The 12,312-nt window shown below is 59.4% G+C and carries 13 protein-coding genes; 5 read left to right on the top strand and 8 right to left on the bottom strand.

What is annotated here, in order from left to right; all coding sequences use genetic code 11:
- Window positions 1-26: 26 nt before the first annotated feature.
- The 7 genes from CFBP6623_RS18155 to CFBP6623_RS18125 form a co-directional block, all read right to left on the bottom strand.
- Window positions 27-260 carry a hypothetical protein gene (locus tag CFBP6623_RS18155; RefSeq protein WP_046799802.1) on the bottom strand — a complete coding sequence of 78 codons (234 nt, stop codon included), beginning with the start codon at window positions 258-260 and terminating at the stop codon, window positions 27-29.
- A gap of 94 nt (window positions 261-354) precedes the next feature.
- A complete protein-coding gene (locus CFBP6623_RS18150; protein WP_046799801.1) occupies window positions 355-792 on the bottom strand; it encodes a helix-turn-helix domain-containing protein in 438 nt (145 codons plus the stop codon).
- 139 nt (window positions 793-931) lie between these two features.
- Entirely contained in the window at window positions 932-2,050 is a 1,119-nt protein-coding gene (locus CFBP6623_RS18145) for a hypothetical protein (RefSeq protein ID WP_046799800.1), read from the bottom strand.
- Window positions 2,047-2,760, bottom strand: a complete 714-nt coding sequence (locus tag CFBP6623_RS18140) for a TfuA-like protein (protein WP_046799799.1) — start codon at window positions 2,758-2,760, stop codon at window positions 2,047-2,049. The genes CFBP6623_RS18145 and CFBP6623_RS18140 overlap by 4 nt, the downstream gene beginning before the upstream one ends.
- On the bottom strand, window positions 2,757-3,950 hold the full coding sequence (locus CFBP6623_RS18135) for a YcaO-like family protein (protein WP_080843223.1): 1,194 nt from the start codon (window positions 3,948-3,950) through the stop codon (window positions 2,757-2,759). The genes CFBP6623_RS18140 and CFBP6623_RS18135 overlap by 4 nt, the downstream gene beginning before the upstream one ends.
- Before the next feature lie 37 nt (window positions 3,951-3,987).
- Window positions 3,988-4,416, bottom strand: a complete 429-nt coding sequence (locus CFBP6623_RS18130) for a hypothetical protein (protein ID WP_046799798.1) — start codon at window positions 4,414-4,416, stop codon at window positions 3,988-3,990.
- Window positions 4,417-4,424: 8 nt separating this feature from the next.
- Window positions 4,425-6,377, bottom strand: a complete 1,953-nt coding sequence (locus CFBP6623_RS18125) for a BTAD domain-containing putative transcriptional regulator (protein WP_046799797.1) — start codon at window positions 6,375-6,377, stop codon at window positions 4,425-4,427.
- Window positions 6,378-6,549: 172 nt separating this feature from the next.
- Here CFBP6623_RS18125 and CFBP6623_RS18120 point away from each other — a divergent pair, with 172 nt between their 5' ends.
- Both CFBP6623_RS18120 and CFBP6623_RS18115 read left to right on the top strand, forming a co-directional pair.
- Entirely contained in the window at window positions 6,550-7,041 is a 492-nt protein-coding gene (locus CFBP6623_RS18120; protein WP_046799796.1) for a hypothetical protein, read from the top strand.
- Window positions 7,042-7,204: 163 nt separating this feature from the next.
- The gene (locus CFBP6623_RS18115; protein ID WP_046800018.1) at window positions 7,205-7,546 is read left to right on the top strand and encodes a hypothetical protein; all 342 of its coding nucleotides are present in this window, start codon (window positions 7,205-7,207) and stop codon (window positions 7,544-7,546) included.
- Between the two features lie 28 nt (window positions 7,547-7,574).
- Here the strand turns inward: CFBP6623_RS18115 and CFBP6623_RS18110 are convergent, their stop codons facing one another.
- On the bottom strand, window positions 7,575-8,714 hold the full coding sequence (locus CFBP6623_RS18110) for an ROK family transcriptional regulator (RefSeq protein ID WP_046799795.1): 1,140 nt from the start codon (window positions 8,712-8,714) through the stop codon (window positions 7,575-7,577).
- A gap of 163 nt (window positions 8,715-8,877) precedes the next feature.
- On the opposite strand from CFBP6623_RS18110, the gene CFBP6623_RS18105 reads away from it, so the two are divergent.
- The 3 genes from CFBP6623_RS18105 to CFBP6623_RS18095 all read left to right on the top strand — a co-directional run bounded on the left by CFBP6623_RS18105 (window position 8,878) and on the right by CFBP6623_RS18095 (window position 12,312).
- Entirely contained in the window at window positions 8,878-10,251 is a 1,374-nt protein-coding gene (locus CFBP6623_RS18105; protein WP_046799794.1) for an ABC transporter substrate-binding protein, read from the top strand.
- Window positions 10,252-10,318: 67 nt separating this feature from the next.
- The gene (locus CFBP6623_RS18100; protein ID WP_046799793.1) at window positions 10,319-11,230 is read left to right on the top strand and encodes a carbohydrate ABC transporter permease; all 912 of its coding nucleotides are present in this window, start codon (window positions 10,319-10,321) and stop codon (window positions 11,228-11,230) included.
- Window positions 11,230-12,312 carry a carbohydrate ABC transporter permease gene (locus CFBP6623_RS18095; RefSeq protein WP_046799792.1) on the top strand — a complete coding sequence of 361 codons (1,083 nt, stop codon included), beginning with the start codon at window positions 11,230-11,232 and terminating at the stop codon, window positions 12,310-12,312. The genes CFBP6623_RS18100 and CFBP6623_RS18095 overlap by 1 nt, the downstream gene beginning before the upstream one ends.

The following is a 12,312-nucleotide window of genomic DNA, read 5'->3' as shown; positions in this document are numbered from 1 at the left end:
CTATGCGGCTGCGGATAGGAAATTGCTCAATGCAGATCGGCCGGTGCGAAACCGCTGGAATTCAGCTCTGCGCCTGCAGGCGGCAGGCCGTGCTGATTGATATCCTGAGCCAGCGACAACAATGCCATTTCCAGGAAATAGGTCGACATGCCCAGTTCCATGGATTTCGAGCGCTGGCAAAGGTATGAAACCATCCTTCCAAGCGCCAGAATCTCGTCTGCATTGTCCTGTTCAAGTATTGCTGTGGTAGACGCCGCCATGCTTCCCTCTCGACAATCGACAGTATGAAAACGCGTTGATCCCGCGTTATTCATTTTCGACCATATCGAGCGTCACGCGAGCGTCACACCTGCGTTACTCATCGTTCTTCTTCTCTGGCGCGGTCGTATTTTCCGCCGTTTCGGTCGCTGCAAGCGATGTCACGAGGGCGACAATGCTTCGGCGGATGCTTGCGCTCTTGATTCGCGAAAAGGCCTGATTGAGCGAAAATCCTTCATTCGAAGCGACGAAGGACTGCATGGCGTTTATCGAGCCTATGGCCGGATTGTCGTTTCCGACATCGGGCGTGGCATTGGCGAAAAGCGAGCTGACATCGACACCGAGAACCGATGCGATGGCCTGTAAACGCGATGCACCAACGCGATTTGCACCTTTTTCGTACTTCTGGACCTGCTGAAAGGTGATACCGAGCCGGCCGGCCAGAGCGCTCTGGCTCATGCCGAGCGACTTGCGCCGCATTCTGATCTGGGTGCCGACATGCACGTCGATCGGGCTGGGAAGTTTGGGCTGCATAATAAATTCCTCCATGTTGAGGGTCTTAAATCGGATAATTATCAATTAATATTGTTGAAGGTAGACATTCAACACAATTTCCACGGGTAATATGAACCTTTATTGACAAAAGAATTCGGTTTTACAGATACGGAACACGCTACGAAGCCCGGCTTATAACCTTTGTGGCGCAACGCAACGCCCCGTTGCGGCTTGCAAGATGGCTCCACCCGGTCACGCAGATGGGATCGAAACCGAGCCCTGCCCAGATTTGCCTGTTGTCTTCGTCGAACTCCCCGAGCGCCTCCTCATCGCCGAAATGCGGCAACCAGACGAATGGCTGCTTTTGGCCTGATCGTACGACATTTTCAAGAATGACATTGTTGTAAAGTCGCGGAATGCATTTGTTGCTGTCGATGGCCGGGGAAACAGGAATGGGATTTCGCCTTACCGCGAAACCCTGCCGGATCAGCGAATGCACCGAGGCGTCGAGCTTTTGTTTCAGATCCGTCGCTGCACGGCTGCCGCATCCCGCATGCGCCACCGGATCGGCGACCAGGAGCAGCGGACGGTTATCCTGTCTCAGACCAGTCACCGAAACGAACTGGTCAACGTGGAAACCGCATTGGTGCATTCTCCGGGAGGCCATCGCCATGGGGGCCGGTCTTGCCGGAGAAAGGTCTTCCGGCCGGTATCCAAAGCTGTAGACTGTTCTGCCGTCGAGAGCCTGAACCTTCTGCCATTGCTGCGAACATTCTACAGCGTTGCTCCCGACACCTGTACCGCTGCCGTCCTCAAGGCTCGAATGGCCAATCAGCCGAAAATCCGGGCCAACCAGCTGGTTGCCACCATCCAAGAGGACGTCCGAAACGGCTGTTACAAGTTCGAAACGCTTGGCGAGCGCGCTGGCGCTGGCGTTTCCCGCTGCCGAAACCAGTTCGGTCGCAGCGCCTTCTTCATCGGTCCGAACATGGACCATATCCTGTATCCACGGATGCGAAATGCGGCTGTTTTCATCAAGCGGCAGCAACTCGGCGGCGCAGGGGGGAGCCAGCCTTTCGAGCCAGTCCTGCGCCGATGGAATGCAGTCCCGGTCAATGATGATGGCCGCCATCATTTCGTGGGGCAGAGCCGAAAGCAGGTTTCCGATGGGAAGCAGTGGCGAGACGCGATGCCTGTCGTGATCATCGGTAAAAAACGATGCCGGAAGCGCGAACGCGATCGTGTCAATCAGTCCACCACAATCGGCTACGAAAGACGGAGACCGGGAAATTGTCACGGCATCTTTTCTCCCGTCATCCGCCGCGCCGCCAATTGCTGAAAAAACACCGTGTTCTGGAATTTCCATGATGGCGATGGCGGGGACGGCAGGTCCCCTGCATTGAGCGCCTCCAGAAGTTCGACCGCGTCGTTTCTTTTTACGGAAACGGCCTCTTTGGCCAGAAAATTTGCCACTTCTGAACCAAGCCCGGCTTCAGTGGTAATGGCACGCCATGTTCTGCGGCTAAAATGCAGGTATCGGGCAGCGCGCAGCAGCGTATCGTAGTCTTCCGGTGTGATTTTATCGCGGCACGCTTCTAGCGTTGCCTCGGCGTCGACCAGCGCGATCGTCAGTGGACGATAGCCAAGTTCACCCGGCGCGTGGCTGACCGCCACATCCGCGTCGGAAAACCGTCGTCCGTCAAAATAGGCCGCGAAGATTTCGCCGATGCCGATCATGCCGAAGGCGGCACATTCCGTCGCCCGGAGCGCTCCCATGCTGGCAGCCCCGAGAATAGTGACGCCGGATGACAGGGCATGCAGGATTTCCTTGTGCCAGACGGCGGCGCAGTCCCCATAAAGGCCGTCGATGAGACCGATTGTCCGGACGCCCTGCTGCACGGCATCGAAAATATCACCGCAGGCCGCCGGTCCGCGAAGATCGAGACCTGACATTTTTTCGCCAGTGACACCATGGATGGAGGGGCCTGCAAAAACCACGGTTTTCATCGAAGACCTCCGGCGCTCAGGAAATGATCGAGCGCCCGCGGCGATATGTTTTGCAGGCCTCCACTGGTCGGGGTAAGGCCGCTCGCCAAAACCCGCACGACATTGAGGCCCGGGACACCCGTTTCCAGTGGGAAGACATAAATATCCTTGATTCCTGCGGTGAAAAGGCGCTCGGCAAGCTGGCGCCAGGGCGGCAAAGCTCTGTCATCCGTTACAAGATCAAGCTGCACCGGCGTCCGTTCTACCGGTTGCCGCCCGAAAGCGGGCGCAGTCAACATGTCCCGCTGGTAACGCAGTGGGGAGAGATCATCCCGCGCGCCGCTGATATCCGTCAGTCGCGACTGGATCGCTTCGAGCAGCGCTGCAACAGCGGCGTCATAGGTTGCGGGACGGCAGGCGGCGCCCGCCGCATTGCGGGTTGCGGGGCCGTCCAGCGCGTTAACCGAGCGGGGAAGGCTTGCCATCACCACCGGCACGCCGAGTGTATTCGTCATGTCGAAGAAGGGCGGTGTCAGGTCAATGTCTGAAAGGCGTTCAACAAGGCTGTCGAACGACGCATCGATGCCGACCGGAAACGTGACCGGATCTGGCGCGATCGTGCGGGTTTCGAAAGTATCGACGAGAAAGCAGGCGTCGTTTTCAACGAGTTCGAGCAAGGCGTGGAGAACCGCATGGTCATGATTAAACCCCGCCGCGAGACCTTGCGAACTCATGAGGAAAGCCTGCCGATCCCAGGGGAAATCCGCGCGAAAATCCATTCCAATGAGTTCGTAAGGAGCAAATACGTCCTGCTGCTGGCGAACGGATATTCCCTTCACCCAGCCGCGTTCGCGCCGAGGATCCAGCCTTTCCGGATCGACGCGGCCGACGGTTTCGAAAGGAATGAGAGGAACGCCTTTTGCCCGCATCTGCTCGAGAGAGCCGAAGGCGGAGACATGTTTGCGGGTATCTTCAGCGACGGCACCTTCGACCGCTTCCATGATCGCCGAGAGCCGCGCCTGTTCCGCGACAAGTCCCTTGCCCTGCGAAACCGAAAGCCCGCGCGAATTGGGGCGCACCGCAAACCAGACGGGTATGCCGATAATATCGAGACCGGTCACGTCACCGACACGGGTAATCCCGAACTGCCGGAGCAGTTCGGGATCGAAGAACGATGCGTCCGCATGCCTTGAAGCCGCTGTCGCTGATATGGGAGCACCGGCAGCGGTCAAGGCTGCGGAACCGCGATCAGGGCGCAGAGTTGGCGTCGTCGGCAAGGATGGCGTCGAACAGCTCGCCGGTGACCGAACCTGCCGGACCGACAGCCTTCAGCGCCGCGCCGATTGGCGCCTGCACCATGCGGTTGAAATCCCAGCCGGCGTCGGTGACTTCACCGATAAAGGCGAAATCGGCTTCGGAAACCACGGCGCCACCGGCGACGAGGGCTTCGATGCCCTGGATCTGGACCTGGTCCAGCTCAGCCTCGGGCTGGCCGTCCTGGCGAACGAGCATGGCCTTTGCCGCAGCCGCGACGCGTGCATAGCCGTCCACGCCGGGGTGGCTGGCTTCATAGGCCGCGATCGTCTCATGCGATACGGACGCAACCCTGAGCGGCGTCGTGCGAATGAAAAGAACGCCGAAGCCCTTTTTTCCGACAATGAAGAAATGCGAGGACATAATATCTCCTATTTGATCCCAGCTAATCGAAGTGCGTGATAGAATTTTTCATTCGCTATCGGGTCACGGTCTGGAGAAAGGCTGCTGATCTCCCTCGCCGACATACCCGGATAGTTTTCCTGAAGCCTGCCGCCGGTTTCCCGGGCAGCGGCCAAATCGCCATGCAGCGCGTGGCTTGCGGTCAAAACCCGCAGGGCCGGCTCGTCATTTTCCATTCGCGCGCATAATTCCACCGCCGCGCCGTAATCCTCGCGCTTGAAGGCGATGCTGGCGCCGGCCCACCAGTAGATATCGGGTGCGAGCGGGTTGAGATCGATCGCCTGCTGGAACTTCTCCCAGGCGGTTTCGGCATCGCCAAAGTGGGCGAGTGCATCGGCATGCTGGAGCAGGAGGTCGGCGGAGTTGGGAGCAAGCGCCTCTGCCTCGAAGAATTTTTCGGCGGATATGTCGAAATCCCGCTGGTAGAGCGCCACCACGGCGCACATCCAGTGGCCAACACCGAGGGCAGGGTCGATCTCCACGGAAGCGTCGGCCTCCGCCTTGGCGCGGTGCAGCAGGTGAGGGTCGTTGCCGCCCAGCATCAGCCATTCCAGCTGCAGGCTCTGCGCCACCCGGGCGCGGGCGACGGCCATGCCGTGATCGAGATCGACGGCTCTGCGGAACATGGAGCGGGCTCTGCGCAGAAGCGGCAGGTCGCATTTGCCGCGCAGGAGCTGTTGGCCCTCCAGCAATTGCCGGTAGGCCTCGCCGCTATGGTTCCGGTCGGGTTCCACCTGTAGCCGCTCGATCTCGCGGGCAAGCGCCGCAGCCACCTGTTTGGAGAGCAGGCGAAATGCGGTGTGGATGTGCCGCTCGGTGAGAACCACTTCCAGCGACCAGACGATTTCGCCGGTCGCCTCCTCGATCAGCGCCACCGACATGCCGGTATCGTCGAAAACCGACGACATGATCCGGTAGTCGGCCCGCAGCATGGCGTAACCATCATCGGCCCGGTCCCGCGAGAGCGCAAAGGTGCTGTGTGGTGAAAGGACGGTAAAGGTCCGGTAGCGCACCAGGCTGTTGGCGACATCCTCGATAAAGGCATGCATGACCGGCGATGCCGGCAGCCCGTCCACCCGGGCCGGCAGGCCGAAGGCGACGCGCGGTTTCGTGGTGGTTTTTCGCCGGCTGGCTTCGTCAGGCTCGGCGGGGGTGGTTATCGTTGAGGCGAGGCTCTGTATCCGGCGTCTCAGCGCCACGGTCTCGGCTTCCGGCGAGCGTGCCTCCTGACGCAGCTGCTCCTGCAACAGCGCGAACATGCCCTCGCAGGCGCTGATATTTCCGATCCGCGCATAGGCGGCCATGGCGGCGCGGTAGGTTTCCTCGCGTTCCGGTTCGATCTTGCACGCGCATTCGGCAAGTCTCGCGATATCGTTGGAGCTGGCGCGGCCGAAGCGGGTCAGCTCCTCCAGAAGCTGCGTGTAGCTTGAGAAGAACAGGTCCTTGAGACGACGGCGTTCCGACAATAGCCAGAGGTAGAGATGATCCTGCCCGGCATCCAGCCCATCCAGCAGGTCGCCGCTAAATTCGAGCAGGGCCTGCAGCCGCCGCATCGGGTCTTCGGCTCTCGCGCCGACAAGAAAGATCGCAAGGTCGGTCCGCTGCGCCAGCTTTCCCGCCTTCAGATCGTTCCCTTCGGTCAGAAGGATGGACTCGTCTTCATTGGGCAGCTTCTGAAGGCGCAGAATCAGCTGTCGTAAATTGCCGAGTGCGCGTTTCTGCTCGACATTTTCCCACAGGAGCGATGCGGCGTGCTGGCGGGAAAGCGACTGGTTGGGCGCAAGAATGAGGGCTGCGATGAGGGCAAAGCCCTTGGACGGGAAAAATGCTTCCCGCACCGCATCACAGCGCGGGGTGCCAAAAAGCCGGATCGGTATCAGTTCAGCGTTCCCAGCCACTTTCGTCCCCTCATGAATCACCATCTAACAACGTGTCCGGGAAATTGAAAGTCATCATAGCGCTCCATTTGACGCTGGTGTGACGCGGCCTGCCTATTGTCGCAGGCAGAAGCATGAAGGACGGGCTGAAAGCAGCGAATATGCAGCGGGCAGGCATCGGGAATTTTCGAAAGTGATAGCGTTTAACGGAAGCTACATGGCGTTCGAGCCGCGTATTGAACCTTACCAGCGTGCCGACGATGTCGGATATGCGGTCAGCGAGTTCATGTGGTTCAAGGGACGCCCGTTCTATCCGGTCTCGGCGCTGGTTCATGCGAAGGTTGCCCATGCCAGGTTATCGGCTGAAAAATGCGACGATGAGGACGAGGATAATCTCGATATTCTTTTCCGCATGCCGGTGGTGGCGGGCGGGCATTTTTTCGAGATCGTGCTGCGTTCGAACGAAGGCACCTCTTACGGTGGCTGGCTGTGGGGAGAGGAACTGGAAATCCTGAACGAATTCGTCAACGGCTATCGTGTTCTGGCCGGGAAGTTCGAAGGCAGGCTGATCCGGTTCGAATATTCCAGGCGGTTTCAACGGTACCGGACGGTCGAGCCGCTGCCGGTCGAGAAATCCGTCTTCCTGATCCAGCGGGAGGCAAAGCCTTACGCGGTCAGGCGTGATCTGCCGGGAAGTCCGGCACGCTGAATGCAAGGGCGTCTTTGTGTCCGGGGAGACGCAGGGACATGGGGGAATACCTGGTCGATAGGCGGGGCGTGAGCTGCCGCTCTTTCTGACATGCCCGGAAAAGCCACGGCTTTATCCGGGCTTACCGGTGAATATTTTTATTTTTATTATGTGGAAAATTATGATGCCCAATCGAGGTAACATGCGTAACAGGCGGGTGTCATCGCAGCTTCCTGCGGTGAACGGCGTCTCCCGTCAGGGCGCACTTTCCCATACGGAAAGCGTCGATGCCGAGCCGCGTGCTTTGATGCGCAGCGACAGGCTTTATATTGTCAGCGAGCCGGATTCCAAGGCTTCTTCCACGTCTCTGACGCGGGAGGATCGGGTTGGGGAAGAGGCTCTTGGCGGGGGCGAGATCAGCAATACCGTCGTCGACGCCGATATCAAGGTCGCAAAATGGGCCTGGGCGGCATTGGCGATCGCACATTGCTGGCTGATCTATTTCATGGTGACCAATCTCGGTTAGGGCACGACAACCCGGAAGGTCCGGGGCGTCAGCCCGTTTCGCTGACGCCGTGGAGGATCATCGCCGCCGCGCCGAAAGCAACGGGGTCTGTCGCGATCACTTCAGGCAGCAGGATCTGCGGCTGTATCACCTTCGAGCCGTTGAACGGGTCCGAGCGTTTGAAATCCAGCCAGTCCACCAGTTTTTCACGCACGATCCTCGGTAATGTGCCGCCGACATAGATGGCGGTGGGTGCAAGTACGGCGCTGACGGCGAAGCCAAGGCTGGCGACCTCCGGGCCTGCCCGCTCAAGCCACGCATCAAGCACGGCCGGATTGCGCGACAGATAATCCGTCCAGACATCGGGCGCGCGCCCTGCGGGTTTTTCGCCCACATGCTTGAGGCACCATGCAGCCAGATCTTCGAAGGAGGGTCGCGAAACGTTGCGGTTGCGCAAGGCACCGATCTCGCCGGCATTGCCGAGATAACCGCGATAAAGCTCGTTCTTGATGATGACGCCGCCGCCAATGCCTTCGGACAGGTAGATATAGGCAAAATTTTCATGCCCGGCCGTGTTGCCGAGCGTGAGTTCGCCCATGGCGGCGGCGTTGGCGTCGTTTTCGATGATCACCGGGCAGGGCAACGCTTCGCGCAGCATGGCGGAAAGGTCCGAATCTGCCCAGGAAATCACCTCTTCGGCCAGATCGAGCGACGCGGCCTCTCTGTGAAAGCGGGTCGGCATGGCAATCACGGCGCCGATCAGGTCCTTCCTGTCGATCGCGTTTTTTGCCAGTAGTTCCTCGGATCCTTCCTGAAGCGCCTTCTGCACATCGGAAAATGCACGATAGGAGCCGCGCAGCCGCAATTCGCCGACGATCTCGCCGCCGAAATTCAGGAGCGTCAACATCACCAGATAACAATTGGCGTGCACGCCAAGGGCATAACCGACGTTTTTCTTGAGCAGCAGATCGATATGGGGCGCGCCGCGCCCCTCCTGCCGTCGCGCGCCCTCCACGATGATTCCACGCTCGAGCAGATTGCGCGTCATCATGCTGACGGCGGCCGGCGTTATGTTGCAATGATCGGCAAGCTCGACCCGCGAGGCCGAACCCTTGCGCCTGATGTAACCCAGAAGCGCGCCCTGCGTCGTGCCGATGCCCGTAAGTCCGCCGTTTCGTCGCTCAGTCAAAGTTTCGCTCTCCAGACTCCACCCACGGAATTGTCATGAAGATGTAAATTAAGCAACTTAATTAAATGATGTTTTCATCGGAAATGGTTCGCGACGAAAACTGTCATAAGGCTGTTAATTAAGCAAGTTAATTAAGTAAAAAGTTTCAACGGGAATAGTTCACATGTTCAAGTCTCTTTCTTTGATGGCGACAGTCGCTCTCGGCACGCTTTTGCCGGCTGTTGCCTTTGCCGAAGACATCAAAATCAAACTCTGGACGCTCGCCGACAAGAATGGACCTGGCCGCGTCACCAACATCGAAGCCGCCGCCGGCATCATGAACGCGCAGTTCAAGGCCGCAGGCGTCGACAAGCGCATTGTCATCGACGTCAACAACAGTAGCGTACAGGGCTGGGACGCCCTGGCACTCGATACGCTGAAGGCGTTTTCTGTCGGCCAGGGGCCGGACATATACGTTCTGCCGCATGAGTGGATCGGCCAGTTCGCGCAGGACGGTTACGCCATGCCGATGGAAGGCAAGATCGCCGCTACGCCTTGGGTCTATGGCGATATCCTGCCGGTTCTGTGGGATTCCGCCAGGGCGACGGACGGCAAGATTTACGGCGTTCCGCAGGATGCGGAAATCCGCATGTTCTTCTACAACAAGGACATGCTGCGCAAGATCGGCAAGGATGAGGCTTTCATCGAGGGCCTGCCGGCCAAGGTCGACGCCGGTGAATTCACGCTCGACGATCTGACGGCGCTGTCGAAGGAAGTGGTGGACGGCAAGGTTGCGCAATACGGCATGCTGCACCGTCCGAATGTCGGCATCGACTACCTGATGGTGTTCCAGTCCTATGGCGTGAAGTTCATGGACGAAAAGACCGGCAAGCTCTTGTTCCCCAAGGCCGAGATGGTCAAGGCGCTCGGCTGGTACGAGCGCAATGCCAAGCAGGGCGTCACCCCGGTCGACAATACGGCCATGAGCTGGGAAGCGATCCAGACCGCCTTCAAAACGGAAAAGTCCTTCATCTTCCATCAGGGCGTCTGGGCGGTTGCCTGGCAGGTGGGTGAAAAGAACGGCGCGACCTGGCCGACCGACGGCAAGGGATATTTCAACAAGATCGGCTGGATCGCCGCTCCGGCCGCCGAAAAGGGCGGTAAGCCGGCCAACCTGTCGCATCCGCTGCTCTATACCCTCAACCCGAAGGGCACCAATCCCGATATAGCCGCCGATCTCGTGGCGCTCGCGACATTGCCCTATTTCAACAACGAACACGCCGTGACCTCTTATCACACGGCCATCAGCAACGCCCAGACGGCGATGCCGAAGTACAAGGACAACTGGGCACTCTCCGCCGCCTCGCCGATGATGAAATTCGCGAAGTTCGTGCCCAACCACACCAAGTTCAGCAGCTATAACAAGGTGCTGTTCAGCGGTCTGCAGGCGGTCGAAACCGGCAAGATGACGGCGGCCCAGGCGGTCGATTTCATTGCCGACGAACTGGAACTGCAATTCGGCGCAGACGTCGAAATCCGCGAAACCGCAAGCAACTGAGTTTGCCCTCGACCACGCCGCCCGGCCTTGCCGGGCGGCACTTTTGCGCTCTCACCGGTATATTGTGATGTCCCAATTTCAGCTCAGGGCGCGCCGCCCGGCCCGGCCGATCTTTTATCTGGCGCCGGCTCTTCTTCTGCTCGGCCTTTTCTTTCTGGCCCCGATCGTCGTCAATCTGGTGATCGCATTCACCGATATGGGCGCCAATCTGAAGATCGGCAAATTCACGGCCGAGAATTTCCAGCGTATGGTCCAGCGCGACATACGCCTGCCGATCGTGCTGTTGACGACGCTCATCTATGTCGGAGCGACCCTGTTCATCTTCAATATCAGCCTCGGTGCGCTTCTGGCCGTTACGACGACGGCGATGCCGGACCGGCTTGGCAATTTCTTTCGCGGCCTGTGGCTTCTGCCGCGCATGAGTCCGGCCGTGCTCTACGGCGTGCTCTGGATCTGGATCGCCGATCCCACATCTTCCGGACTGCTCAACCAGTTCCTTGGCGCGCTCGGCGCACCCGTGCTCAACCTGCGCAACGACTTTCCGCTTATTCTGGTGGTGGTGGCGAACGGCGTCGTCGGTGCGTCCTTCGCCATGGTCATCCTGACGTCGTCTATCCGCTCCATACCGTCGCACCTTGCCAATGCCGCGCGCATCGACGGCGCCAGCGAGTGGGGCGTGCTTCGCCATGTCGTTGCACCGGCTCTCTCCGCGCCGATCCGTTTTGTCACGCTTTATCAGGCGCTCTCACTGATGACGACCTATGAATATATTCTGCTGATCACCGGCGGCGGCCCGGTCTACGACAGCACCACCTATGCGCTTTATATCTACCGTCGCGCCTTCGAAAACGGTGCTTATGCCTATGGCGCCGCACTCGCGCTCGGCCTGATGGCCATCGGCGTCGCGGTGACGCTGGTTCAATGGCGCCTCACCAATATGCGCTCGACCTTTGCTCCCCCTAAAATCGAGGTGCTGTGATGACGCTCGCCGATACCCAAACCCATGCCGGGCGCGTGCCTGGTCTGCAGCCGGACTGGACGCGGCTTGAAAGGCGCGGCCTTGCCCATCGCGCCAGCTTTCTGCCTGTCATCCTCGTGTTCCTGACCGTGGTTTCGGCCCCTGTTCTCCTGCCCTATCTATGGCTGGTGGTGAAGTCGTTCACGACCTCAGACGACAATCTCAGCCGGCTTGTGCTGTGGCGCAGCGGCGCAATCGCGGCTCTTGCCTATTGCGGGGCGGTTGCGGTTGCGCTTTTTTCCACCCGCCTGCGCAATCCCATGCTGCTCTGGCTGGCGCTCGCCGCCGTGGTGGCGACACTGGTTTTCGTTCTGGTTCTGCCGCATCTGACCATCGAGAACTACAGCTTTCTGTGGAGCCGCGATATCGAGAAAACCGGCAGCACGCGCATCGCGCTGATGCCATCCGTCTGGACGGCCCTGCAGAGTTCGCTGCTGTTTGCCGCTTCCCAGACCCTGATCGTCGCGCTGGTCGCCACGCCCGCCGCCTATGCCCTGTCGCGCTTCAGCTTCGCCGGGCGTGAAAACGTCCTGCGCGGGCTTTTGCTCCTGCATGCCTTTCCGGCGCTGGCGCTCACCGTCGCGATCTTCGTGCAGTTGCATTACATGGGCCTGCTCAACAATCTCTTCGGCGTCGTGCTGGTCATGAGCGCGTTGGAGCTGCCCTTCGCCATCTTCGTTCTCAAGGGCTTCTTCGACAATGTCCCCTGGGACATCGAAATGAGCGCCGTCACCGATGGCGCGACCCGCTTTCAGGCCTTCCGCATGGTGGTAATGCCGCAGGTGAGAGGCGGGCTGATCGCGGTCGCCACTTTCACCTTTCTGCGTGGCTGGGAGGAATATGTCTTCGTCCAGACCCTGCTCATCGAAAAAAGCCAGATGACGATGAGCCTTTATCTCTTCTTCGTGGCACAGGACAGCGTGGGCGTGAACTTCGGCATGATCGCCGCCGTCGGCGTCGTTTATCTGCTGCCTGTGCTGATCATTTACGTCTTCACGCAGAAATACATCACCCAGATGAATATCGGCGGGATCAAAGGATAA

The sequence above is a fragment of the Agrobacterium tumefaciens genome (assembly GCF_005221385.1).
Classification (GTDB): domain Bacteria; phylum Pseudomonadota; class Alphaproteobacteria; order Rhizobiales; family Rhizobiaceae; genus Agrobacterium; species Agrobacterium tomkonis.
This window is presented reverse-complemented; position numbering and strand designations above follow the sequence as displayed.